20 protein-coding genes and 2 pseudogenes are annotated in these 25,619 nt (G+C 60.2%); 10 read left to right on the top strand and 12 right to left on the bottom strand.

Annotation, left to right across the window (positions count from 1 at the left end):
• Nucleotides 1–2: 2 nt before the first annotated feature.
• From EKH55_RS23775 to EKH55_RS23755, 4 genes and pseudogenes are all read left to right on the top strand, one after another.
• Nucleotides 3–524, top strand: a complete 522-nt coding sequence (locus EKH55_RS23775) for a universal stress protein (protein WP_151613401.1) — start codon at nt 3–5, stop codon at nt 522–524.
• 476 nt (nt 525–1,000) lie between these two features.
• Nucleotides 1,001–1,231, top strand: a complete 231-nt coding sequence (locus EKH55_RS23770; RefSeq protein ID WP_151613400.1) for a helix-turn-helix transcriptional regulator — start codon at nt 1,001–1,003, stop codon at nt 1,229–1,231.
• Entirely contained in the window at nt 1,228–2,490 is a 1,263-nt protein-coding gene (locus tag EKH55_RS23765) for a type II toxin-antitoxin system HipA family toxin (RefSeq protein ID WP_151613399.1), read from the top strand. The genes EKH55_RS23770 and EKH55_RS23765 overlap by 4 nt, the downstream gene beginning before the upstream one ends.
• Nucleotides 2,491–2,716: 226 nt before the next feature.
• Nucleotides 2,717–3,484: pseudogene (locus tag EKH55_RS23755) on the top strand (IS630 family transposase); the annotation flags it as partial.
• A 78-nt stretch (nt 3,485–3,562) separates the two neighbouring features.
• Here the strand turns inward: EKH55_RS23755 and EKH55_RS23750 are convergent.
• The 4 genes from EKH55_RS23750 to EKH55_RS23730 form a co-directional block, all read right to left on the bottom strand.
• Complete coding sequence (locus EKH55_RS23750) at nt 3,563–6,421, bottom strand: AMP-binding protein (protein ID WP_151613398.1); 2,859 nt, start codon at nt 6,419–6,421, stop codon at nt 3,563–3,565.
• 509 nt (nt 6,422–6,930) lie between these two features.
• Nucleotides 6,931–8,085 carry a CapA family protein gene (locus tag EKH55_RS23740; protein WP_069460077.1) on the bottom strand — a complete coding sequence of 385 codons (1,155 nt, stop codon included), beginning with the start codon at nt 8,083–8,085 and terminating at the stop codon, nt 6,931–6,933.
• Nucleotides 8,086–8,236: 151 nt separating this feature from the next.
• On the bottom strand, nt 8,237–8,506 hold the full coding sequence (locus tag EKH55_RS29845; protein WP_151613397.1) for a YdeI/OmpD-associated family protein: 270 nt from the start codon (nt 8,504–8,506) through the stop codon (nt 8,237–8,239).
• Nucleotides 8,507–8,697: 191 nt separating this feature from the next.
• Complete coding sequence (locus EKH55_RS23730) at nt 8,698–9,468, bottom strand: LuxR C-terminal-related transcriptional regulator (RefSeq protein WP_069460075.1); 771 nt, start codon at nt 9,466–9,468, stop codon at nt 8,698–8,700.
• A 668-nt stretch (nt 9,469–10,136) separates the two neighbouring features.
• Between EKH55_RS23730 and EKH55_RS23725 the strand changes: the two genes are divergently transcribed.
• The gene (locus EKH55_RS23725; RefSeq protein WP_069460074.1) at nt 10,137–10,910 is read left to right on the top strand and encodes a response regulator transcription factor; all 774 of its coding nucleotides are present in this window, start codon (nt 10,137–10,139) and stop codon (nt 10,908–10,910) included.
• A 24-nt stretch (nt 10,911–10,934) separates the two neighbouring features.
• Here the strand turns inward: EKH55_RS23725 and EKH55_RS23720 are convergent.
• From EKH55_RS23720 to EKH55_RS23705, 4 genes and pseudogenes are all read right to left on the bottom strand, one after another.
• Nucleotides 10,935–11,151: pseudogene (locus EKH55_RS23720) on the bottom strand (alcohol dehydrogenase catalytic domain-containing protein); the annotation flags it as partial.
• Between the two features lie 323 nt (nt 11,152–11,474).
• On the bottom strand, nt 11,475–12,212 hold the full coding sequence (locus EKH55_RS23715; RefSeq protein ID WP_151613927.1) for an ABC transporter ATP-binding protein: 738 nt from the start codon (nt 12,210–12,212) through the stop codon (nt 11,475–11,477).
• Nucleotides 12,184–12,921: an ABC transporter permease gene (locus tag EKH55_RS23710; protein ID WP_192803804.1), complete on the bottom strand. Its 738-nt coding sequence runs from the start codon at nt 12,919–12,921 to the stop codon at nt 12,184–12,186. The genes EKH55_RS23715 and EKH55_RS23710 overlap by 29 nt, the downstream gene beginning before the upstream one ends.
• An 83-nt stretch (nt 12,922–13,004) precedes the next feature.
• The gene (locus EKH55_RS23705; protein ID WP_151613395.1) at nt 13,005–13,997 is read right to left on the bottom strand and encodes an ABC transporter substrate-binding protein; all 993 of its coding nucleotides are present in this window, start codon (nt 13,995–13,997) and stop codon (nt 13,005–13,007) included.
• 820 nt (nt 13,998–14,817) lie between these two features.
• On the opposite strand from EKH55_RS23705, the gene EKH55_RS23700 reads away from it, so the two are divergent.
• Nucleotides 14,818–15,807 (top strand): AraC family transcriptional regulator, encoded by a 990-nt coding sequence (locus tag EKH55_RS23700; protein ID WP_151613394.1) that lies wholly within the window; start codon nt 14,818–14,820, stop codon nt 15,805–15,807.
• Between the two features lie 565 nt (nt 15,808–16,372).
• On the opposite strand, the gene EKH55_RS23690 is transcribed toward EKH55_RS23700, so the two are convergent.
• Nucleotides 16,373–18,151, bottom strand: a complete 1,779-nt coding sequence (locus EKH55_RS23690) for an adenylate/guanylate cyclase domain-containing protein (RefSeq protein ID WP_151613393.1) — start codon at nt 18,149–18,151, stop codon at nt 16,373–16,375.
• Between the two features lie 241 nt (nt 18,152–18,392).
• Between EKH55_RS23690 and EKH55_RS29510 the strand changes: the two genes are divergently transcribed.
• On the top strand, nt 18,393–18,566 hold the full coding sequence (locus EKH55_RS29510) for a hypothetical protein (protein WP_192803803.1): 174 nt from the start codon (nt 18,393–18,395) through the stop codon (nt 18,564–18,566).
• Nucleotides 18,567–18,682: 116 nt separating this feature from the next.
• On the opposite strand, the gene EKH55_RS23685 is transcribed toward EKH55_RS29510, so the two are convergent.
• From EKH55_RS23685 to EKH55_RS23675, 3 genes are all read right to left on the bottom strand, one after another.
• Entirely contained in the window at nt 18,683–20,659 is a 1,977-nt protein-coding gene (locus EKH55_RS23685) for a copper amine oxidase (protein ID WP_192803802.1), read from the bottom strand.
• A 26-nt stretch (nt 20,660–20,685) separates the two neighbouring features.
• Nucleotides 20,686–22,092 (bottom strand): aldehyde dehydrogenase family protein, encoded by a 1,407-nt coding sequence (locus EKH55_RS23680; protein WP_151613392.1) that lies wholly within the window; start codon nt 22,090–22,092, stop codon nt 20,686–20,688.
• Between the two features lie 183 nt (nt 22,093–22,275).
• Nucleotides 22,276–22,995 (bottom strand): TetR/AcrR family transcriptional regulator, encoded by a 720-nt coding sequence (locus tag EKH55_RS23675; protein WP_151613391.1) that lies wholly within the window; start codon nt 22,993–22,995, stop codon nt 22,276–22,278.
• A 242-nt stretch (nt 22,996–23,237) separates the two neighbouring features.
• Between EKH55_RS23675 and EKH55_RS23670 the strand changes: the two genes are divergently transcribed.
• Genes EKH55_RS23670 through EKH55_RS23660 form a run of 3 tightly spaced genes read left to right on the top strand, consistent with a single transcriptional unit; the run spans nt 23,238 to nt 25,558 of the window.
• A complete protein-coding gene (locus EKH55_RS23670; RefSeq protein WP_151613390.1) occupies nt 23,238–24,659 on the top strand; it encodes a flavin monoamine oxidase family protein in 1,422 nt (473 codons plus the stop codon).
• A 12-nt stretch (nt 24,660–24,671) separates the two neighbouring features.
• On the top strand, nt 24,672–25,124 hold the full coding sequence (locus tag EKH55_RS23665; protein WP_151613389.1) for a nuclear transport factor 2 family protein: 453 nt from the start codon (nt 24,672–24,674) through the stop codon (nt 25,122–25,124).
• Between the two features lie 41 nt (nt 25,125–25,165).
• On the top strand, nt 25,166–25,558 hold the full coding sequence (locus EKH55_RS23660) for a c-type cytochrome (RefSeq protein ID WP_151613388.1): 393 nt from the start codon (nt 25,166–25,168) through the stop codon (nt 25,556–25,558).
• Nucleotides 25,559–25,619: the final 61 nt, after the last annotated feature.

The raw sequence follows: 25,619 nt of genomic DNA, 5'->3' as shown, positions 1-25,619 counted from the left end.
AAATGACCAAGCACATTCTTGTCGCCACCGACGGATCGGACAAGGCCCACGACGCAGTAACCATGGCGGCGGATCTCGCCAAGGCCGCCAATGCGCGGCTCACGGTTCTTCACGTCATTCTGCATGGCCTCAGAGCTGAAGAGGCAAATCGCCTTGCCGATGCGGAACATCTGGTCCGCCGCGTATCTGCCTACACCATGCCCCAACTCGGGCGCGTTCCCGCCTCGATGAACGAGTTCTTTCAAGCGTCGCAGGGCGATATTCCACAAGCGGTTTCAGTCCTTGGAGACCAGATCGCGCGGGACGCTGCCGAAAATGCCCGGACTCTCGGCGTCGGCACAGTAGACACCCGCGTCGAGCCGGGCGACTATGCCGAGACCATACTGTCGGTGGCCGACGAAGTCGGCGCCGACCTGATCGTTGTCGGCAGCCGAGGGCTTGGCCGTTTGCGGGGACTGCTCGTTGGAAGCGTATCGCAAAAGGTCGTTCAATACGCCCCTTGCTCGGTCGTTGTTGTTCGCTGAACGGATTAATCGCCCAGGCATCAAAGGACCCGAGCGCAGGCGGCGTGGCTGGAGCCTTCCTGGTTAAATGAAGCAATTCTGTTGGCTTACGCGGAGCGGAGTGTTTGCGCGGCTGACGCGCGGCGTAGCCAGTGCCTACGGCCTAGCCAGCCGGACACGACCGGACAACAAGCCGGCCGCTCTGTCGATTCAAACTGTGCGCCTGAAGCAGGGCTTCTCTGAAGGATGCGATCGCGACGAATGGTGCCAATTTCTATGCTTGATAAACTGGCATGATCGAAACCGGACTCGGTTTTCACAAGCGCCGCTTATTCGCATCAATTGATTGGCCGCGCTGAGCCAACCCTCTACAAAATTTACCGATCGGGAAATTATCTGTGGAAGATATCATCCGACCACGTTAATTTTCCCGTTCGGGAATATTAACTCGACAGAGCAGCCAACATGCTGCTATTTTCCCGAGCGGGAAAATAATGATGGCAAAACGGGTTAAAACTCCATCTGATATCGGCGCGCTGGTCCGAAGTGCTCGCAAGGAGCAAAACTTGCGGCAGGACGAGCTTGCAGGCGTTGCTGGCGTCGGGCTCCGGTTCATTGTCGATCTCGAAGCCGGTAAGCCGACAGCTCAGATAGGAAAAGTGTTGCAGGTTCTGCAAACGCTCGGCTGTTCGGTCGATATTCTGGCTCCTGGTGAGCGCAGACAATGACGGCAAGGGTCCTCAACGTCTGGTGGAATGGTCGAATTGTCGGGCAATTCACCCAGGATCGGCACGGCGATATCGGCTTCGCCTACGCTGAAGCTTGGATCGAAGATGAAAGCACACTTCCGCTTTCAGCCTCCCTACCGAAGCGCCCGGAGCGTTTTTCCCGTCGTGAATGCAGACCATTTTTTGGCGGCCTACTGCCCGAAGAACGCCAGCGCCTGGTTGCAGCGCAAGCACTGGGCGTCTCACCTGCAAATGATTTCGCGCTACTCGATCGCTTGGGCGGCGATGTTGCCGGCGCTCTTCAACTCTTGCCGGACAATCAGGAACCCATAGAGACCGGACCGATTGCGGACCAGCAGCCGACGCCTCTGGACGACGCAGGAATCGTCCGCGTGCTAGACGCACTTCCTACGCGGCCGCTACTGGCCGGCGAGGAAGGCTTGAGACTATCGTTGGCCGGCGCCCAATCGAAAGTGCCAGTTGTTCTGATTGATGGGCGGATCGCGCTTCCGCTTCCCGGCCAGGCGACCACGCACATACTTAAGCCGCCGATCGCGCGCTTCCCAGGGACGACCGAAAACGAAGCCTTCGCTATGAAGCTCGGCGCCACAATCGGCCTAGACGTCGCCCCCGTCGAACCGCGGTCTGCGGAAGGACGCTCGTTTCTTCTGGTCGAAAGATATGACCGTGTCCGCGATGCCAGCGGCGCCGTGCGCCGCATACACCAGGAAGATTTTTGCCAGGCGCTAGGCGTGCCGCCTGAAACGAAATACGCCAGCGAAGGCGGGCCGACATTCAAGGACTGTTTTGAGCTGTTGCGGCGAGTATCAGCGCGCCCCGCTACAGATGTGTTGAAACTGCTGGACGCCGCAATCTTCAACCTGGTTGTCGGAAACGCCGACGCCCACGGCAAGAATTTCTCGATCCTCTACGACGATCATGGACCGAGATTGGCTCCGCTGTACGATCTGCTTTCTACGGTCGCCTATCCAGACCTTTCACCGAAAATGGCCATGAGGATCGGGAAACGTGCCACGCTTGCCGAGATGGACGCGGATGGATGGCAGGCTTATGCGAAGGAAGCTGGAGTTGGCTTACCTTTGGTGCGCCGCCGAATTACACACTTGGTCGACTCCACCGCTGAGGCCGTAGCGAGAGTATTGGAAGACATCTCAGACCTCTTCATCGATTCCGCTAGGATAAATCACGTTGCGGACTTGATCGCAGGCCGCGCCAAACTAGTCAGGTTGTCGATTTAGCCGCTGTTTTCGACGTCGGGATCGGGCACAAGAATAAGCCAAGGCTTTCCGGACACCAAGCCCGGCTTGCAATGGAACTGATGCTGAATTTGGGCGTCAGACGCTCCGACGTGGTCAAGCTCGGCTGGCGGAACCTAGAGCGGCACCCGATCTGATTGATTCTTTTTGGCTATGCAAATCAGTTTTGGTCTGATTCATAGATGTTCGCCGTGTAGAGGCGGCGGACATGTCGAAGGCTTTATCGATGGATTTGCGGGTCCGGGTATTGGCGGCGGTCGCGCAGGGCCCGTCGCACCGAGCTGCAGCGGAACGTTTTGGTGTGAGCGCTGCCAGTGTCAGTCGCTGCCGCAGTCGGGAGCGAGAACAGGGCGACGCCCGGCCCAAGGCGCTTGGCGGCGATCGTCGCTCGGGTCGGATCGATGCACATATGAGTGTTATCGTCGACGCCTTGGGCCCGGAGAGGGACGCTACCTTGGAAGAGGTACGCTGCAGTCTGGCGGATCGGGGTCTCTTCTTCGGCTTCGGGACGATCCAGCGTTTCTTCAAGCGGCACAACATGACGCGCAAAAAAGTGCGCATGCCTCGGAGCAAAACCGACCTGACATCCTGAAGCGGCGGCAAGACTGGTTCGACGGCCAACTCGACCTTGATCCGGAACGTCTCGTTTTTATCGATGAGACCTGGGTTTCCACCAACATGGCGCGCCGCTACGGTCGAAGCCGCAAAGGCGAACGTTTGCGCATCAGCGTCCCTCATGGTCACTGGAAAACGACAACCTTCATAAGGGCTCTGACGGTGCGCGGCTTCATCGCCCCCTTGTCATCGACAGGCTCGTCAACCGCCTTTTGTTCGAGACTTACGTCGAGGAGGTGCTGCTGCCCGAACTGCGTCCCGGTGACGTGGTCGTTTTGGACAATCTCTCCAGCCAAGGGTCAGCGAAATGATCGAAAGCGTTGATGCGAAGCTAAAGTGCCTTCCGCCGTGCAGCCCCGAAGAAATCAAATGGCAGGAATTCGCTCCGCTACTCCGCGATCAACCGACTTCCCGATCCATGATAGCTTCGATCATGGAGTCATGCCGGAGGCTCGGGCTTTGCCAAGCCGCCGAGATCGGGTTCGCCACAACGGCTAAGGATTACATCGCGAACCGCATCGCGCAAGTTGATGACGGCCTCGAAACTCGTTCCGGACGGCGCGACGGCGTCGGCAATCTCGACGCTGATTGCACCGTGCCTCGGAAACCATTGCTCGCCTCGAAGTACGGTTCGCGTTCCCCGTATGATGCCGGGCAGGATCGCCAGTCCAGCGGCCGCCGCCACCTTGAACGCCCCCAGATAGAAGCCGGTGAGCCCGGGCCTGCGGGTGAACGTGCCTTCCGGGAAGACGACGAGGACGCGCCCGTCTCGGGCCAAAGCCGTCAATCTGCTGGCATCTTCCAGACTTTCCGACACGTCGTAGCGCTCGACGAATGGAATTTGGAGACGGCGCAATAGCGGACCGGCGAGGAAATGCCCGGCAAGCTCCCTTTTGGCGACGATCGCCGGCTCGCCAGGCAGGATCGCCGCAAGCACGAATACGTCAAAGTAACTCGAGTGATTGAAGGCAAGCATTGCCCCTTGCCTCGGAACGCATTCGACGCCGCTGGCGGCAAGCGGTACCCCCATTACGGCGAGTGCCGCGCGGCAAATCCAGCGAACAGCATGCCAGCGCCAGGAGAGACGGGGGAGCACGAGGACGGCGACCGCGCCGGCCGACAGTGCGACGCCGAGTACCGCCCACCACCAGACCGCGAAGAGGAATTCCTTTAGCCGCCGCGTCAGCCGTCGCATTTGAGCGCCGATACCGAGCAGCATCAGGCTCGACAGTTGCATCGGAAGGGGCCGGTTCTCCGACCCGATGCGCCCGCTTTCATAGAGCACCTTCGCGGCGCCGCGGCGGATCTTGCCGCTCGACGTCTTGGGTACGGACCGCGGCGGTACCAGAACCACCTCGTCGGCGGGGCTACCGACGATGTCGGTCGTGGCCGCGATCACGCGCTCCTGCATGGATGCGCTCGCATCCGGGTCGGTTTCAGCGGTTTCTGCAATGACAACCACTCGCTCGGTGCCCGTCGCCCTATCGGCCTGACCAAAGACGGCGACCCCTCCCTTGCGGACGCCGGGAACGGCGGCTACGGCCGCCTCGATCTCCTGCGGATAGAGGTGACGCCCGGCACGGATGATGATGTCCTTGACGCGTCCGGTGATGAAGACGTCGCCTCCGGCCATGTAGGCGCGGTCTCCACTGTCGAGCCAATCGTCGTGAAAGAGCGCGCGCGTCTTCTCTTCATCACGGAAATAACCGGCCGTCGCGGAGGGTCCACGAAATTGAAGTTCGCCTTCCCTCCTTTCGCCGAGCTCGCGGCCCGCATCGTCGACGATGCGAATTTCGTGGCGCGGCAGGGGCTGGCCGCAGGCGACAATTTCAACCGGCGCCGGATCTTCCGCATTGGCGATTTCGGCGATGGCATGCGTGCTCAATGCCCGCCGGTTGACCCGATCGATCAGGGGCGGGCGTCCGAGCGGCGGAAAGGCAAGGCCGACCGAACTTTCCGCCAGCCCGTAGACCGGAGCCAAGGCCCGGGCAGACAGGCCGAAGCGCCCGAAGCGTTCGCTGAAGCGGCGCAGAGTAGCGGCGCTCACGGGCTCGGCCCCATTAGCGATCATCCGCACGGAACTGAGATCGAGGCCCTCCAGGAGGGGGTCTGAAAGCTTGTTGAGACAAATCTCGAGTCCGAAATTCGGCGATGCCGACAAAGTCGCCCGATAGTTGTGCATCGCCCACAGCCAGCTTTCCGGCCTGGTGAGAAAGTTCAAGGGCGACATCGCATAGAGCGGAGCGCCGAAATAGAGACAGCCCAGCCATGCGCCGATCAGCCCCATATCATGATAAAGCGGCAACCAGCTGACAAACACGTCCTTCGAGCCAGCCTGGATGGCCTCGCCCATCGCACGAATGTTCGCGAGCAGGTTGGCGTGGCTCAGCACGACGCCCTTCGGGTCGCCGGTGCTTCCGGACGTATATTGGATGAGCGCCGTCGCGCCCGGATCGGCCGGACCGGGCAATTCTTTCTCGGACGCCGCACTCTCGATATCCGCGACGCAATCGACCGCCTTCAGCGGCTCCACGACCGCCTTGAGCAGTCCGGCAAGCCGCCTGCCCTCCGGCATGGTGATGAGCAGGCGAGCGCCGGCATTGCCGAGAATTCCGGCCTGGCGGCGCACATGCTCTTCGAGTTGCGATAGGCGCGTCGGAGGATAGATCGGCACCGGGACAGCGCCGGCGTCGAGAATGCCAAAAAAGGCCACGAAGAAATCGACGCTGGTCGGAAGCATCAAGGCGACCCGATCACCCGGCACGACGCCACGGAGGACGATGGCAGCGGCGACCCGGCGCGCGCGCGCGGCGAGCTCGCCATAGGAGAGGGTGTCGAGCGTGGTGGTCTCGTCTTCCAACAGGGTCAGGTGCAAGCGGTCGCGATGCCGCTTCTCGTGCCACTCGAGCGCTTCGACGAGCGTGCGAGCCTCGCTCGCGGCGGGAACGGTCGGCAGGGCCGACGCCGTACTCTTGCGGATGACGCCGCGCTTTCCCGCCGGCCGCGCCCGTTCCAACGCCCGACCGAGATCGGAGACCGTCTCGGCTTCGGATATGGCGTTGGCGGGCAATCTCACCTGAAAGGCGCGTTCGATCCGCAAGGTCAGTTCCGTGCGGCCGAGACTGTCGATGCCGAGGTCGCGTTCGATCCGGCTTGAGGGCGCGATCTCGATGGAGCTGGCCCTTTGCGAGTGCAGTTCGCGTACGAACTCCGTCACGATCGCAATCAGGTCGCGAGCATGCGAATCCTGCCCGTCGACTGCGGCAGGTGAACTCGGCTGCCCAGTTTCCTCCGACATGGGCAAGTACCATAGCGCATTGCGACCCGATCGTCTTCACAAGGCATCACGGTTCGAACGTCACTACTCTGATCCGCGCCGTCCGCACGACGGATCAAAACCCGTTCCCGAAGGTGGGAGGTGGCGTGAAACCCGAGAAACCCAGTATTGGCTCGTCGCAACGCGGATCGAATTTCCAGGGCGGCTGCCGACGTATGCAGGTCGGGTCGGTCTGGTAGGCATAGCCGGACAGGCTGACATATCGACTGCTCTCCATACATCCTGCCGTGACCGCGCATGCAAGAACTGCTGTGAAAAAGGTCTTCATGACGGGCCCTTTCGAACACGAGCCGCATCTGTCTGAGGACATGCCGATTGTCGCCGATCCGATGCCCGCCTTGTGCGATCGAATCCACGAGAGGAAAGGCGACAAGACCGCCCCTTTGGCAGGCAGCGATATTATACGGATTTCATTGCATCCCGCTCTAACCCATCGGAGTCCGCAAGGCTCATGATTTTGGGCTATATTGCTAAGCCCGCGGCCAGACTAGACCTATCCGGCCATCGTCCTGCCGCTCCACACCGGTGGAAAAGGGCCGGCTTTCGCGCTCCAGCGTCACCATAAGCCACTCGATGTCCTGCGGCGTCGGATAGACGAGCCGGAAGCGACGCGCCTGGAGCGGAACGATCTCGAGCTCCAGCAGATCGCCGGACACGGGATCGATGCGAACGAAATACATCGGTCGTAGATCTCCCCTGAACTCCACATAGCCCGCAATTCCTTCATAGTCGTTGATGAAGTCGCCGCAGCCGTAGAGGATCAGCCGATTGCGATAGACCTCGATCGGCCTGGGATGATGCGAAGAGTGTCCGTAAACGATCGAGACGTCAGCCTCTTCGATGAGCGCATGTGCAAATTTCCGCTCGGCCGCGGATACTTCATAGCCCCAATTAGGTCCCCAGTGGAGCGACAGGACCGCGACGTCGCCCGGCCGTTTCACGCCCACGATCTTGGCCGCGACCTCATGTGCCCGCGCTGGGGCGAGGTCCGGCAGAAAATTCACTCCCGCCCTCCGCGGTGCGGCTGCCCAGCCCCGAGGCGTCCCGCTCGTCGGCGTCGCCAATGCAAAAACAAGGACGCGACCATCGCCACCGGCATCGAGGACCGCTGGCGCTTCGGCCGCGGTCCGGTCGCGCCCGGCACCGGCCGTGCCAATCTGCAAACCGTGCAACACCGACAATGTCTCATAGAGGCCGGCAAGTCCCCAGTCCAACACGTGATTGTTCGCCAGCACACAGCAGTCGATGCCGGCGGCCACGAGACAGGAAGCGTTTTGCGGGCTCATCCGGTAGTTGATGCCCTTGGCAGCGTGGTCGATGCTGTGGGTGACCGCCGTCTCGAGATTGACAATTCGGAAGCACGGTTGCGCGCGCTCGAATTCATCGAGCGCCACGCCCCAGATGTAGGAGGGCTCGACCGGCCAAGATATCTGGCCATGCGCCAACTCCGCAAGACGAACATAGTCGAAGGCAGAGCTGAGATAAGTCTCATGTATGGCCGGGCCGCATGGAGCAGGCAGCACTTGGTCGATCCCGCGCCCGGTCATGACGTCGCCGCACAGAAAGAGGCGGATGCCACACACCTCGGGGCTCGCGGCTGGTCGGCGCTGTCTGGTCGCGCTCATGCTGACGGACCTCCGCCCGCAATTCTACGCAAACGGCTGGCAGAGGGAAAGCGAGCCATCGCTACTGCACGCTTCCTTAAATCGACCTCGATTTAAGAGCGAAGAACCGGAAAGGCGGTTCGCGCCGTTCGCCGACGTTCGACAACTCGATTCACCGCTCCAACGCGCCCTTTCCCGCGAGAATGTGATCGCGGAATTTTGCAATGCGTGAAGTCCGCGTTTCGGACCTTTTCACCATGTTGAGATTGATCACATAGCTTTTCCGCCGCCCCAGCCAGATCGCCTCCTTCGCCAGTTCAGACGCCCCGGCCACGCCAGTCTCGGTCCAGCCCTTGGTGTAGACGGCATATATCGCGTCGAGCACCGCGCCCAGTCGCTCGAGCAATTCTGCCGCCCTCGAGCATCTTTCGAAGACTCTCATCAGCCTGCTCGTCGATACGTTGCCGCATCGTTTTTTCACAATCAATGAGCCAAGGCGAAGGGCTGCCTTCACCAAGGCATGTGAAGCGTGTCAACGGGCGGCAACCACAGAAGGATATAGGCATGCAGCAATTCGAAGTGCTACACCTTCGCGCGTCTGAACGGACGCGCGGCTCCAGCGGGATCATGTGCTCACGGGTAGCCGGCGTCGCCTGCAAACAGGTCGTTCAGCTTGTAGGCCACCTCGGTCCGGTTCGATGCCTTCAGCTTCTTCATGATGTTACGAATGTGAACCTTGACCGTGCTCTCGCGAAGGTTGAGCTCATAGGCGATGATCTTGTTGGCCTTGCCCTTGCGCAAAGCCTGCACGACTTCCGCCTGGCGCAGGGTGAACATGCCAGCGAGCGGCGCCGGCTCCGGCTTTCCCGTCTCGATCAGATGGCGCACGGCAAGAATGCTGCTCGCCGGAACAAATGTCCCCCCGGCGATCGCCAGCCCAATCGCTTCAATGCAGACCTCGACGCCAACCGACGTGGGGATGTAGCCCCGGGCGCCGGATTCGAGCACTTTCAATATCTGGGTGATGTCGTCATTGTCCGACAGGACGACGACCGGAAGGGGACGAAATTCCGAGGCGAGCTTAGAAATGTCCGGGCTTATCTCGGTAACCTTCCGCGCCCCCATATTGAGGAGGACGGCTCCAGTCGGTGGGCAACGATCTTTTTTTTCGCGCCATTCTTCGATCGAGCCGAACGCGATCACGTCCATGCCCAGGCCATGATTGGTCAGTGTCCTCGCGAGGCATTCGCGGTCGAGTGCCCTGCTATCGAGCAGAATGAGGGCTCGTTTGCCGACCTTGTCCTGAACCCCGCCGTCTGCATCCTCTCTCGATACGCCTTGCACTCCCGACGGGTCCCGCGCAAATACCGAAACTTTCTCGAACGTCGATACCGATGAAGCCATCACATTGTCCCTCTGATAAAAATGGTCGCCGCTGCGAAAAAAGAAATCAATAATTCATGTCTAACAGGCACGTCTTGTAGGACGAATACTCATAATAACTCTTTTTCATTAATACCTTTGAGTGAGGCTACAGGTTATTATCCGAGCAATCGACAACAGAACGATGGTAAACTGGCAAAATTACAATCGATAGTCTAATAGGTCTTCACCAAAAAATGAAGTGGCCTCTGCAAATATCGCTGCAGGTCAAAAAATCGTCGGATCATCCATCCTCCCGCCGCGCCTGGTGAGCTATCGAAGGCAGCAACACACAATCCGGCTGCCTCGGCGCGGCCGGTCCGCCACGCACCCGAGCGCGAGCATCGACATGTGGGCACACCGTGTCGCACCGCGTGCGATGCAATCATTGATCGCCTACCTCAAGAGAGTGGGGAAATACCACCAATGACCATACATCCGAGGTACAGAAGAGAATAAAGACGAACTCCGCAATTACATAGAAACGCCATTTATACCTTTCCAACCGTCCCAATTTGGTCGTTCTATGACGCGATTAATCATAGTACCTTTCGAATCTTGGTTTTGAATTGCTTACGGATCCAATCGGTACGCAAGTCGGAGCTCCAGGACAGAGTAAACACATAAGTGAGGTGCTTGAGGGCAGGACGATGAACTCATCAGGCACAGGGGATGGAAACGAATATCCGGCATCTGTTCGCCCTCTGAGATTGCGGGCCGCAGATGCATTTACGAAAAACGGCGCCGGCGGTCGGCCGCCGGACCGGCCGCTTGTCATCATCGACAAGCGCGAACTCAGGCGCGAGTGTCTGGCACAGAACATCTCCGCGGCGAAGCCGGAGCGCGATGTGCTCACGTATAGTTCGGCGGAGGAATGGGAAAGGCATCGGCAAGACGGCCCGCCTCCCTGCGCAGTGCTATTGAACGTCGCGGAACGACAGCTCGAAGACCCCGACGTGGAAAGCGAAGTCCGCAATCTCGTCGCCGAACTTGCGCCTGCTCCTGTAATCCTGCTGACCGACACCGACGAACTCACCCAGGTCGTCAAGGCACTGGAATATGGTGCGAAGGGCTACATCCCTTCCTCTGTCAGCATCGATGTCTGTCTCGAGGCGATCCTGCTCTCCATGGCAGGCGGCATCTTTGTACCGGCCAGCAGCATCTTCGCGATGCGTCACCTGTTCGAACCGGGCGGCATGGCCGCACGACCCTATGCCGGCATACTCACCGATCGTCAGGTCGAGGTAGCGGAGGCGTTGCGCCGCGGCAAGGCGAACAAGATGATCGCCCATGAACTCAATCTGCGCGAAAGCACGGTCAAAGTACATATCCGCAACATCATGAAGAGGATCAATGCGAGCAACAGGACCGAGGTTGCCTACAAGATCAACGACCTATTCCCCGATCGTCTGGCGACGGATTAGCCCAAGGACGCCGAAACCAACATTGCCGACATCGACGACGATGCCGGCGCCCTCATGGCCGAGGATGGCCGGAAACAGCCCCTCCGGATCGGCCCCGGAGAAGGGTGAAATCGTCGGTGTGGCAGATGCCAGTCGCCTTGACCTCGACGAGCACCTCGCCGGCCCGAGGGCCTTCGAGTTGCACCGTCATCACTTCCAGAGGTTTGCTGGCCTGAACGGCCACGGCGGCGCGCACATCCATATCTCCATCCTCCCTTGAACATCATCTCTGTCCAGGACGGGTCCTTTTGCAAGACCTCCAATGGGCGGCGGTCCGCGGATAGAGATGACCTGCCAGGTACCCGAACGTCACTCCGTGATCATCTCGCCCTGCTCGTTGAGAAACGGGACACCATACGAGAGCAAGAGCGGGTTGATGTTCGGAGGGACGCACGCCCATCGTGATCCGATAGGTCGTGCGCTAACCACCATTCTCCCTGGTGAATGGGTCGATCGTCAGATCGGGCTCCGGCTTGAGTGCCCTGCCATTGGCCCCCGGGCGGTGCTCGCGACTTTGCGGCGCGATCACACTGAGATAGGAAACCTCTTGTGAAAATCCAGAATGAGATCATCGAGCGCTCGCGTGTCGCGAAATTCGCGTGAGAGGCGCAGATCGAACACCCCGAGCACCTGGGCCGGACTCGGTGTCAGCACGATGATGCGGTCCGCAAGCAGGAGGGCCTCGCGTAAATTGTGAGTCACCATCAGGACGGTGGTTGGCCGAGCCGCCCATACCGATATCAGAAGACGGCGCAATCTGTCGGCGGTCCGTTCGTCGAGCGAGGCGAACGGTTCGTCCAAAAATAGAACCGAGGGTTCCGTCGCAAAAGCCCGCGCCAGGGCGGCACGGCGCGCAAGGCCAAGCGAAAGCTCCGAGGGATAGAACGACCGCATCGCGGAGAGGCCAAGGATTTCGAACAGCGAGTCGAGGTCTTTGCCCCTGAACCGCGGGGAAAGCGCAAGACGGACATTCTGCTCCACCGTCCGCCATGGGAGCAGCACCGGCTCCTGGAAGACCGCGGCAATGCGCTTAGAACTGCCTTCCGGCAACTGATAACGACCGGAAAACTCCCGATCGAGACCCATGAGAATTCGCAGAGTCGTGGTCTTTCCGCAGCCCGAGGGGCCAAGCAAGCAGGCAAACTCCCCCTGCCGCACCTCGAAGGAAAGCTCACGCAATACGTCGATCATGACGCCCTCGGCAGACCGGAACGTCTTCTCGGCAATGTCGACCTTAAGCGGGGCGACGCCAGCGGGTTGCATGTCGTTCAAAGGGCTGTACCAGAATGAGTTCGATCAACAGCATGATGGCCACGAAAGCCAGGGTATAGGCAAGGATGGCAGCGACATCGAATATCTGGAAGTAGAGATAGATCTGAAAGCCGACGCCGCTGGAACGGCCGAGCAACTCGACGACGAGGACGATCTTCCAGATCAGTGCGATGCCGGAGCGGGAGGCAGCCGCGAAATAGGGCTGCAACTGCGGCATCAGGATATGGCGGAGACGGTCGAGCGGACCGAGCCGAAAGACCGCCGCCATTTCGGCATATCTGAAATCGAGCGCCCTTGCACCTTCGCGCATCGCGACGACCACAGTGGGTATTTTGTTGATGGCAACGGCGCCGATCGCGGCGGCCTCCGTCAGGCCGAACCAGATATAGGCGAGTACGATCACGACAAGTGCCGGTAGATTGAGGAAGAGGACCAGCCACGGACTGAAGAAGGCGTCCGCTCGCCAATGCGTACCAAGCAGGACACCGATCACCGACCCAAGGATCATGGCAACGAGATAGGCCGCCGCGACCCGCCAGAGGGTCATCGCCAGGTGATAACCAAGTTCGCCACTCACCGCCTCCCTGAGGAGCACACGCCAGACCTCAAGCGGCGGCGGAAACGCGCGGCTCGGCCAGAACCCGGCCGCGAGACTCCAGATGAGGCAGAGCGCGGCCAGCGACAGCGCGACCGTGACCATGGGCAGGACGGGGCCGATACCCCGAACGAGTGTGCTTGCACGCCGAACTGCAAGGTCTCGGTTTCCCAGCCCGAATCCCGCTCTCATGTATTCAGTGCAGCCCAGAAAGTCCCGGAAGCCATCTGCCGGGCCTCGCCGACCAGTCTCGCACCGCCCAAGTCCGCGAGAACGTCGTACAGCTTGGCGGCATCGCTCTCCTCTTCGGCAACGGGCCGTTTGGGAATGCCTTCGCGGTAGCGATCACGCAGCAGCTCGAGTTCCCTGCCTTCGGCTCGCATGATTGGGGCCAGGCGCCGCCATTCGGCATCGGATTCACCCAAGAGCTTCTTGGCCGCGGCACTGGCCTTGACAAAACCCATCGCCGCGTCCCGGTATTCATCCGCCCACTTCTCATGGAACACGTATCCGAGCGCCGACACCGGTCCCGACGCCCCGAGCGCCTTGGCCGTATCGTCGGCACCGATCAGGCGACGAAAGCCGTTTGCTTCCAGCCGTGCGCAGAAATGCCAGAAGTTCAAGACCGCATCGAGCTCGCCGGAGAGGGCCTTTTCAAAGAGCAGCGGCGGCGCGCCGAAGACGATCTCGCCCTCCCTGGCAAGGTCGATCTTGTGGTCCCGCTGCGCCAGTCCCAGGATCAGAAGCCAGCTCTTGTCGAGTGCCCCACCGGCCACGCCAACTTTCTTTCCCACAAGATCCGGGACGCCATGAATTGGAGCGTCCTCCCGGACCATCACCGCCCCGACAGCGGTCGAGTATGGCGCAAGCGTAAGATCTTCGCCTTCCGAACGCTGGCGCGACACCCACAACCAGTCGGAAACGATGACGTCGAGGTCGCCTGCCAGCATGGCGACATTGGTGGCGTCTTCCCCGGCGAAATAGGCCACGTCAACATCGACCCCGTTGGCCGCGTCGAACCGATGGTGCTTGATGGTGTCGAGTTCCCAGTTCACCGTACCGAACTTCAGGACACCCACTCGCACCTTGCGAGCGGAGGGATTTGCAATGGCCTGAAAGCTCAGGGGACTTGCCGCAGCCAGCATACCCATGCCGCAAAACGCACGCCGCGATATGTTCATGATGCTGCCTCCCAAGGGAACTCTCGGCAAAGCCGAATTTCTCGGCTCGGCTGCCCGGAAATCCATGGCTTCCAGCTGCGCGCCGTCGTCGGATCGGTTTCGCAATCCCGGTTGGCGCAAATGTCAAGGATGAGGTTCAAGGAAACGCCTCCGGCGCGCATACGGCTTGCGGCGTCCCATCGGACACGGCAACCGGCTCTCGCAAGATTTGAGGAGACATGCGCGTCTGACGAGACACGAGGCGCGGTAGTAGAAAGCCAGTGATCAGGATACGCGGGGGAAAAACGGGCGTCAATTATTCAGCCAAGCCTAGGCGGCAGAAAAGCAGGGAGCACCGCATGAAATCACAGGACGTGCTGTCTTGATGGACTGCCATTGCCACTTCCCTCGACTTTATCAAATCCTTGCCGCAGAATTAGGCATCCCTCTCGGTCATGTCAACAATTCGTAAATCACGAGTTCGCCTTCACGCGGATGATCAAGACGCTTAGTCAAATCTGGCAAACGGCCTGTCGAACTTGCGTGAAAACATGATAGTGTGTTGATCAGATTGCGTATTTAGTATCCAGATACCGCATCTCATATCCACATTGCGAGAGGATATTCTCGATCAGCGATGTTTTTGGTGGTGCTTTAACTCATACAGAACAAGGAATGTTCCGGCGCGATTTTTCGTTGCGGCGAATGAATTCGGCGGGATTACCATCTGACCCGAACGTATGGAGGCAAGGCTCAGCGCGGCCGCAGAGCTGCGGAGCCGGACGTCTCTCCAGCAAGGGCCAGAACACCTCATCCCGCCGGCAATGGAGACAGGATCGAGGTGGACAAAGTGCATTTTCACGCGGCCACGTCCGTTCGTGGCACCGGCGCGGAGGAACTTGAAGCTGCATTGTCCACACGCACATCGCCCATAAAGGTCGAGACGCTGAGCGGCGGATCTCTGTCGTTCGACTGCGAATTCTTCCCGGCAGGCACGGTATCCTTCGCCAGTTGCTCCTATGAGGGGACCTTTCAATGCACTCGGCAGGCGGAGAGCAACAAGCTCTTGATCTTTCTGCCGACCCTCGGGAAGGCCATCTTCGATCCCGGCATGCGCCAGATCCTGTCGGCACCGGGCCAGGGAACGATCATCGACAGCACGCGCAGCGCAAGCGTCCAGATCTTCGGACCACGACGGCACCTCGCGCTGTTCATCGACCATCGCAAGCTTGCCGCTCATTTGACCAGTATGCTGGAACGGTCGGTCAACGGCGATCTCGAATTCCACCCCTACATCGAACTAGGGAATGGGCCCGGGCTGGCCCTCATGCAACTTGTCGAAACGGCGTGCAACGGCCTGCGCGGCGACGCCCCGCTCAGGCAATCCCCGATGGCGCTTGCCTCGATATGCGATGCCGTCACGCACCTCATCCTGGAAGCTGCTCAGCACCGCTATTCGGATCAACTCGCGACGCCTGCGCCCCTGCCCGCTCCGCGGCATGTGAAATGGGCGATAGACTTCATGCACGCCCATATCTCCGAACCGATCACCATGGACGACATTGCCGCCGCAGCCAAGGTGAGCGTACGCACTTTGCAGCAGGGTTTCCGTCAATTCCGCATGACGACACCCAGGGCCTATCTTCTCGAGATTCGGCTGACCGCCGCCCATCAGGACCTGATGAACGGACATGGGGTGCAGAGCATTGCAGATGTTGCCCTGAAATGGGGTTTCACGCATCTTGGCCGCTTCGCCGCGGACTACAAGAAAAGGTTCGGGGTGTTGCCGTCGCAAACTTTGCGCGGCAAGGGCTCCGAAGAAGTCCGGTAGCAGGAAGGCCGATCAGCTCGGCACGCTTCATTACCAACTCCCGAACTGCCCCGCACGCCGTCGTATTGACGAATTCGCTCGGCAGGCGCACAATTTTATTGCGCGCTCTCATATTGCCAGATTTGCATCATCTCAACCCGACGAACATCAATTGCATAATCGGAGCTTCGCACCAATAATCGTTCCAGACCATCACCCCACGATGGTCTCGAGGATCGGAGGAATTACCCCATGAACAGAAACGTGATCATCGGAATTATTGTGGTCGCGGTCGTCGTCATAGCGGTTATTTTCTTGATACCAGGCACAAATGAACCGACGGCCGAAGCGCCCCCGGCACCCGCCGCAACCGAAACAGCGCCGGCGACGCCCGCACCAGCCGAGCCCGCCCCGGCCACTCCTGCACCCGCCGAGCCTGCGCCGGCGCAATAGGCGTTCGGCCTATAGGCGCTCTGCTCGCGTTAACGCGTCACCGTCGGTACGCTCCGCCATCGTTAGGGCGCGCACCGACGGCGATAGTCGCGAGCCTCGACGGGGCCAAGACTTCGGAATGGCACGCCTGCATCTATCGGGCCGCTGCGCCCTCCGCAGTCGAGGGCGGGCCGCTGCGGCCCCTTGCAGCTTTGACAAGCCCTTCACGCAGATGCTCGAAGTCGGACTCCTGGGCGTAGTGCAAGGTTGACAGAAAGGAATCGATCTCGAATTCGGGAGCGAGTGCCGTGACTTTCTCGAGATGCGCCTGAGCGGCAATGTCGTCGCCGAGCCAGCCGTAGCAGGCGGCCAGGAACGCATGCTGGAGGTGGTCCATCGCGGAGAGATGCATGAAGGCTTCGACCGCCTCGCCATACTGGCGCGCAGCGAAATGCGCCTTGCCGAGATGGCTCCAGAACCGCTCGGGGTGGTGCGGATTGAGCCGCATGGCTTTGCGGATCCATTCGATGCCTTCTTCGGGCCGTCCCAGCCACGTCAGCAGCTCGCCCTGCTGAACCACCACGAGGTCGTAATTGGGATTGAGCGAAAGTGCTCGCTCCTGGTGGTAACGGGCCGTGGTCAGTGCGTTGTTGTTCACATTCACCGCGGCGAGGATGCGATGCACGTCGGCGTCGTTGTCGTCCAGCGCCAGCGCCCGGTCCAGCTCGGCGATCACTTCGTTCCAGGTTGCCTCCTTGTTCTCGCACCAGCCATGAACCCAGGCCTGGCCCAGGATGCACGCGCGCCAGGCATGCGCGTGGGCATAGCCCGGATCGAGCTCGATCGCCCTTGCGATCAGCGCCTGCGCCTGCGCGTTGTCCGAAACTGTGCCCCTGTGATGCAAGACCTTGGCGGCAAGAGCGCACTCGTAAGCAGCCATGTTCGCGGGCTTCGTCCGCTCGAGCTGGTCTCGCTGCGCCGCCTCGACACGCCCCGGCAGCGTGGCCGCGATCGCCGCCGTTACTTCGTCCTGTATCGCGAATATGTCGTCCAGCTTCCGGTCGTACTTGTCCGCCCAGATATGCGCGTCGTTGGTCGCATCGATCAGCTGGACCGTGACGCGCACACGATCGCCGCTCTTGCGGACGCTCCCTTCCACCAGGTACTGGGCCCCGAGTTTCTCCGCGACTTCACGCAGGTTCACCGCCTTGTTCTTGTAGACGAAGCTCGAATTGCGCGAGATGACGAACAGCTCGTGTCGGCGGGACAATGCGGTGATGATGTCTTCGGTCAGTCCGTCGGCGAAGAACTCCTGATCGGGATCGCCGCTCATATTGGTGAAGGGCAGCACCACGATCGACGGTTTCGAAACGGTCCGCGTCACCGTCTCCGCATCCTCCGGCTGAGAGAGGCCTACCCCTTCGAGGCCAATGCGAAAGAGCTGAACGGGGCGGCTGATATTCTTGAGCCTCTTCTCGCCCAGATCCTCGATCAGGAGCTCGAGACGATCGGCAATCTGCGTCGCCACCGCGGCGGTAATGCAGATGCCGCCCACATCCGCGAGTTGCTCGACTCGGGCGGCAATGTTCACGCCGTCGCCGAAGATGTCGTCGTCCTCGAAGATGATATCGCCAATATTGATGCCAATTCTGAACTCGATCCGACGATCCTGAGGGACATCGGCATTGCGTCGCTTCATGCGCTGCTGGATCTCCACCGCGCACCTGACCGCGTCGGTCACGCTCTGGAATTCCACCAGCATGCCATCGCCCGTCGTCTTGATGATCCGCCCCTTGTTCTTGGAAATGGCGGGATCGATCAATTCTATGCGATGGGTTCTGAGCCGGGCGATCGTGCCTGCCTCGTCGGCCTCCATCAGCCGACTGTAGCCTGACATATCGGCGGCCATGACTGCGGCTAATCTTTGTTCCATTCTTTTACCGATAACGCGAAAAAGAGCTTCTTTCCGGACCACCAGGCCGGCAGCGCGGTTGGGTAATGCTCGCGATTCTATCGCACCACAGGGCGATCGACCATCGAATTCAGGAAATTCTTCGAGACGCGCAATTTCCGGGCAGCACTTGTGATCGCTGATGATCGGCCTCGGAAATATCCTGGGCTCTGCTGGCATCTTGCTACTGTCATCTGGGTGCGATTGCCGAGGCGCGGGCAGCATGGGCCGAGCCGATGCGAATCGATCTCGTTTTTCTATCGAGCGCCGCCGTCGAATCCTTCCCTTCGGCGATCCGGCGGAGTTCGATCACCGCGTCGATGGTTTGCGCAAGGCCGAACTGATTCCCTGGGCAGATGCGTGCAAGCAGTCCAGTTCGTTCAATCTGATTCGGTAATCAGCCTTCGGACAGATCGCGCCAAGCGCTGGCGTCGATCGTGGAGGATCGTGCGCAAGCCGGCGCAAGGACTATTCGCGGTGTGGAGCCCGGGGTTAGCCCGGGCTCCGTTGTCTTCACTTCTTTCTGAGCGTCAGCGCCGGGTTATGGGCGAAGAAATTGTGCGGCATGATGTGCACGGTCTTCCATTCCGTCGACATCACCGGCCAGTCCTCCATGCGCGGAATATGGTGGAAACCGGCGGAGAACCAGGTGACGATATCCTGACCCATCAGGTTACGGTCCTTCTTCACCCATTCGGCAAGCGTGTCGGAGCCATCGCTCTGCATGGCGAACTTGCCGCCGGCATAACGTTGCTCGGGATCGTAGACCGTGTTCCACACGGAATATTCGATATAGGCGTTGCGCTTCATCGGCGGGTCATTGGCATAGTCAAAGGGGCCATAAGCAACGTTGCCGTGATGGATCATCCAGCCGGGCTCGTGGCCGAGATAACCTTCGCGCGACGGGTTGGAGATGTGGAAGTAGCGCGGCTGCATGGCCGAAATTTTGTAGCGCGCCTCCATCTCCGTTTGCGGCATGTTGTGTTCGACCGTCCACATCGACTTGCGCGGGCTCTTCGGGTCGACCTTGGCCGGGACGATGTCCATGGTCGAGAAATGGTTCACTGGCTGGTCGATGTCGAAGTCGATGCGGAAGTTGAAATAGTGGTCGTGATTGGCGGCGACGAGGTTGGGCGCGATCAGCGTGCCATAGGCGGTGTCGGCCTTGGCGGTCGGATCCTTCATCGAGGTCGAGGCGACACCCTTCACCGCATCGAGCCCGCTTGCGCCGACGTCAATGTTGATCTGGCCGTTCTGCTGCAGGCGGTAGTCGATAAGGTAGTCGTAATTGCCGACTTCCGAGGCGGTACGCACCACGAGCTCCGTCGCCGGCCGCCCTTCGGCCGGAATCGGCTTTTCGGGCGTCTGGGCGAAGACCTCGAAATGACGCCAGGCTGGATTGCCGGTGCCGCGCTCGAAGATGCAGATCGCGTTCGGAATGACGAGCGGGTTGCCCTTGTCGTCGGCGATCGTCGCAGGCAGGAAGGTCGCATTGGCCGGGCAATCGACCCCGGCTGTCAACGGAGAAAGAAAGAGGCCGAAGCCGTATTCTCCGCTGTCCATATAGGTACGCCAGTACCAGCCCTCCGTCGGATCCATATAGGGCACGAAGACCTCTGAAAGATGCGTCTGGTAGATGACGGACCGCCAGGTGCCGCCGTCGTTCACGTCAAGATTGGAAACGACGAGGCCCGGACGCTTGTCGACCCTGAGGTTCAGCCGCCAGATGTCCCATTCGAGATGGCTGCCATCAATCTTGTAATTGGGCCCGCCTTCCTGCTCGAGCTTGACGGGCTTGGTTTCCGGCCGCAGCGGCACGCGCTTGGCGACCTCCTCCTCCGTATAGCCCCAACCATCCTTCGGCAGGTCGATCGCGCCTGTATCGATGACGCGCAGCACTTCCTTCTTGCCGATGTCGTAGACGGCGAACAGGCCCTCGATCGGTTTGGCATAGAAGTTCGAGCTGTCCGGCACGTGGTAGCACGGCACCTTCATCAGCCGGGAATTCTGGTATTCCTCGGTGAAGAAGTTACCGCCCGTCAGCGGCAGGCAAAAGGCCTGCTCCGGCTTCAACCCGCGCTTGGCCAGCCCCGCCACCATATCCGGGTGCCCGAGCGCGCCTTCAATCGCGTTCATGAACTCGGTGAAGAGCACCATCGGCTGGCCGGAAGTCTTTTCGTTGCTCTCGACCGTGCCCTTGGTGATGTTGACGACCGCCTCGCTGAAGCCGTCGGCGCTGGTGAAATGGACCGTCGCCTTGCGGTCGAGGCTGTCGCCTTCCTTCCAAGCGAGGACGTCGGCCTTGGTCGGCTCCTTCAGGTCGATCAGCGGATAAAGCGTGTTGTCGTCGACGATCTTCTCGGCGCGCAGGATCTCGTTGATCTTCTGGTATTCTTCCGGGCTCAGCCCGTCGAGCGGATGGGCCGCGGCCGCGGAAGCGGCAAAGCCGATCGCCACGGCCGTCGAGGCCAGATGTTTCGTCAGTCTCATGATCGTTCCCTCTTTCTTTTGGTGTTTCAGGCGAAGACCACCTGGATATCGGTGTATTCGGCAAGGCCCTCTTCCGCGAACTCGACACCGACGCCGGAAGCCTTCACGCCGCCGAAGGGCGCATTCGGCTGGATGGCGCCGTGTTTGTTAATCCAGACCGAGCCGCAGGCCATGCGGCTCGCGACCTTCTTCGCGGCCTCGCTATCGGACGACCAGACCGAGCCGCCGAGCCCGTTCGGGCTGTCATTGGCAAGCCGGATCGCCTCCTCCACATCGGAATAGCGGATAACCGGCAGGGCCGGGCCGAACTGCTCCTCATCGACGAGCGCGTCCCCATTGCGCAGGCCGGCGATGATAGTCGGCGGGAAGAACAATCCCTCCCCCGGTTCGCCGCCGATGAGCACCTGGCCGCGCGCCTTGGCATCCGCAACGAGACGCGAGACCTTATCGAACTGCATGCGGTTCTGGATCGGCCCGAGGATGCTCGCCTCGTCCATGCCGTTGCCGACCGGAATGTTTTTGGTATAGGCAACTAGCGCGTCGCACACCGCGTCGTGGATAGACTCGTGCACATAGAGCCGCTTCATCGCCGCGCAGGTCTGGCCGTTGTTGATGAATGCCCCCCAGAAGAGACCCTCCGCGATCTTCGCGGGATCGGCATCCGGCAGCACGATCCCGGCATCATTACCGCCCATTTCCAGCGTGAGGCGCTTCATCGTCTCCGCCGCGGACTTCATGACCTTTTGGCCGGTGGCGCAGGAGCCGGTGAAGACGATCTTGCGAATATCCGGATGCCCCGACATGGCGGCGCCGAGGTTGAACGCCTTGTCATCGCCCGTCACCACATTGACGACGCCCGGCGGCAGCACCTCGTTCATGATCTCGACGAGACGCAGCGTCGAAAGCGGCGTGTAGGGCGACGGTTTGACGACGACCGTGTTGCCCGTGCGCAGCGCCGGCAGGATATGCCAGATGGCGATCATCACCGGGAAATTCCACGGCGTGATCGAGCCGATGACCCCGAGGGGCTTGCGATGTAGCTCGACGCGGCCCTGCGCGTTGTCCTGCAGCACTTTGGCCGGAAGCGAGAGCCCGGTTGTATAGCCGGCCCACGCGACGGCGCCCCCAATTTCCCAGCGCGAGCCGAGACCGTTCAGCGGCTTGCCCTGCTCTAGCGTTATGATTTCGGCAAGTTCCGCCGCGTGTTCCTCGATCTTTGCGGTCACCGCGGCGCAGGCTGCCTGCAAGGCCTCGTCGCTCTGAGCTGACCACGAGACAAACGCCGCCTTGCCAACGGCGACGGCCGCGTCCAGTTCGGCCTCGCCCATGTTCGGCGCGCGGCCGACCTTCTCGCCCGTGGCCGGGTTGAGCACGGCAAAATCCGAGCCGACGGGCGCCGGCTTGCCGCCGATGGTTGCCCTGTATTCCATCATTTCCGCCTCCTCCGTGAACGCCCGCCTCCTCCGGCGGGGACAATTGGCGGCAGAGGATAGAGGCAGGCGGAGCGTCAGACTTGGACGGCGCCGTCCCGCCTTTTGGACAAAAGCGTCACTGGCACCGCGCGACCGCTCCCGGCGACAGCTTGCGTGACGGCCGCTTGCGACGATTCCCGCGCCTTATTCTGAAGAGTGGGCGAGGCGAAGGATCTGATTCAGGCATTCTTCCTCGATGCCCCGGAGTTCAGCGTGCTTCGGACGATTGGCCGCGATGAGCAACATAAGTCCCTCGATCTGAACGGCAATGAGCGCTGCGCGGATCGGGCGCATGTCTTTCGGCATGTGGGGGTTGATCGCAGCCAGTTGCTTCTCGATCGACTGTCGATGGTCGCAGTACATGAGATCCATCATCTCGGACGCAAAAGAATTTCTTTGCGCCAGCGCCCAGAGGCTGAAGAAAATCGCATTTGTTCGCGGATCCTTGCAGTCTTCGATCAGGAACCGCATGGTCGCCTCGAACTGATGTAAGGCGTCGCCCTTATGGAGATCCGCCAGGCGGTCGTACTCCTGCAGGTAATTGTGCAGTATGTACCGTGTGGTCGCCCGAAGCAGGTCGTCATGGGTTGCGAAGTAGTGCTGCAGATTGCCTATGGTGATCTTTGCCCCTCGCGCCACGGAGCGAAGCGTCAAGCCCTCGAACCCGTCGGCTACGATAATGTTTAGCGCTTCATCGAGGATCTGCCGGACCCGCTCTCGTCCCTTCGTGCTCGCGACCGCGGCGCCAAAGAAAACCCCTTCCTCCTGCTCGGGTCCGCCGGGCGCCACGAATTCACGGATCCCGCGGATACTGCCATGCCCCGTTCGTCCCACCGCGGCCTTCGTACTGGCGGTTTCATCCATCTGCCGATCCTTTTCAGATGTTGCTGAAAAAACCGTTGACAAAAAAAGGTCGAATGACCTAATTTACACAAAATAGGTCAAACGACCGATAACACGAAAACGCAACGGGAACAACACTGAGGAGAGAAGAACCTCGTCTCCTTCGTGCGTCCGCCTCTGACGAATTGAATCGGAGCAGCAGCAGGCTGCAGCCGGAATACGCTTTTCGCGCCCATAAGGCGCTTGCAGCACGGGAGGAAGCCATGACCAAAGCGCAAGACAACATCATCAGCCGCCGTGGGCTTATCAAGGCGGGAGGCGGTCTCATTGCCGCGGCGCCCCTACTCACTTCGACGCGACCTGCGGAAGCTGAGGACAGCGGTTTCGACGTGATCGTCATTGGAGGCGGCTTCGCCGGTTGTACCGCCGCCCGCGAACTAGGCAACGCCAGCCTGAAGACCTTGCTCCTCGAAGCAAGGCCGATTCTTGGCGGACGAACCCATACGGGCGAGTTCAACAATCATCCGACAGAGTTTGGTGGCACCTGGGTTCATTGGTGCCAGCCCCACGTATGGGCGGAAATGACCCGCTATGGGCTCGGTGTCAAGGAAAGCGCCGGCGCGGTCCCTGACAAAGCCGCGTGGATGGTAGACGGCAAAGTACGTACCGAGCCGGCGAACGTCTATCTCGAAATATTCGTAGCCGCGATGCAGAAGTTCTGTGACGTCGACGGCATGGGCGGAATGACCATCTTCCCGCAAGCGCACGCGCCGTTTGCTACGGAAAGCTGGAAACAATACGACGGCATGACCTGCCTCGACCGCATCGCCCAGATCGATGCGACCGAAGAAGAGAAGGCGATGCTCAATTCCTGGGTCGCCATCTGCTGTCACAATGACCCGGCGCTCGCCGGATTTGTCGACATGCTGAAATGGTACTCTCTCGGCGACTTTAATGTGGGACTTCTGTGGGATCGCTGTGGCCACTACAAGATCAAGGAAGGTACTGCGGGCCTCATCAAAAAGTTAATTGAAGATGGCAAGCCGGAAGTGAGGCTTTCGACCGCAGTTAAGAGGGTCACCCAAAATGCGGATGCAGTCTTCGTAACGGTCGAAAATGGAGAAACCTTCCAGGCGAAGCGCGTCATTTCGACAGTCCCAATGAACACCCTGAAGAACGTCGAGTTCGACCCTCCGTTGATGCCCGCCAAAATCGCGGCGTCGAAGGAAGGGCATACCGGCAAAGGTGTCAAATTCTACTTCACCATTGACAAGAACATTGGGAACTATCTCGCCTCCGCCCCCTACCCCTTCCCGCTAAGCATGTTCTGGACGGAGTACGCGGAAGGAGACCGCACCACGTTGGTCGCTTTCGGTGCGCCAACGGAACTTGATCTTCTCGATCCAACTGTCCTCACGCCGTACGTAAATCAGTTCATTCCCGGCGCGAAAGTGCTCGATATTGCCGGCTTTCCGTGGGCGGAGGACGAATACATCGGCGGAACTTGGTGCTTCTACCGCAAAGGTCAGTTTACCAACGCCCTCGCGGCGCTGCAGACCGCGGAAGGACTCGTTCACTTCGCAAGCGCCGACAGCGCGAACGGCTGGCGGGGCTTCATCGACGGCGCGATCGAACGCGGCAGCCATGTCGCCCACACGGTTATCAACGCCCTCAACAAGGCATAAAGGGAGGAGACCATGTCTTATAGGAAAACGATTGCCATTGCGTTTCTAATTGGCTGCTTCGGCGCGAGCGTGGAAGCCGCCGAAACAACCGCGGAATCGATCATGGGCGAAAGGCTGCAAGCGCTTGAGAGGTACTGGAATGCAGGTGATGCAACGGGCCTCGTTGATAACCTTTATGCTCAGGACATCCTGATCGCCGGCGAGGAGCTCACCGACCCAGCCGACGGCCGTGCGGAAGCCAAGCCGCTGGTGCAAAGTTTGATCACCGCCTTCCCTGAAGCGCATCTCGCTATCGAACGTATCATTCCATCGGAGAACGGACCAATTGGTACTTGGGTGCTGTGGACGCTCCCGTCCAAGGACAAGCCATCAGCGCCAACCACCGTTCGTTCGCTCTTCCTCTGGACAAAGGAGAACGGCGCGTGGGTAATCAAGGCCGATATGTACTCGTTCGGAAAATACTGATGCGACAGGCACACCGCATAAGAACTTCGTGGATGAGTGAAATGTGGAAGTTTCTTTTCTCCTTGGCGATCGTTTCGTCAGCAACGGCACAGCCCGGTGTTGCCGCCGACGGCGATCCCGTAACGGGCAAGAAGGTATTCGGTCGATGCGCGGCTTGCCACCTTCTCGATCAAGAGCGCCACGCAGTCGGTCCGTACCTCCGCGGTATCGTGGGCCGACCAATCGCAAGTGTGAGTACGTTTAAATACTCCAGCGCTCTTACGAAATATGCCGAGGGTGGAAGAGTTTGGGATGAAAACTCCCTGGCAACGTTCCTGCATTCTCCCAAGAAGGCTGTCCCCGGGACGAGGATGGGTTTCGCCGGCTTGAAGAATGATCAGGAAATCAGAGATCTGATTACCTATCTCAGCCGCCCGCAAGGTGGCGTGGAGTGAACCGGTCCCTCACACGTGTGTGCATCAATCACTTCTCCCAACCAAACACACACGGTTTAGC

The sequence above is a fragment of the Sinorhizobium alkalisoli genome, assembly GCF_008932245.1.
GTDB lineage: Bacteria > Pseudomonadota > Alphaproteobacteria > Rhizobiales > Rhizobiaceae > Sinorhizobium > Sinorhizobium alkalisoli.
This window is presented reverse-complemented; position numbering and strand designations above follow the sequence as displayed.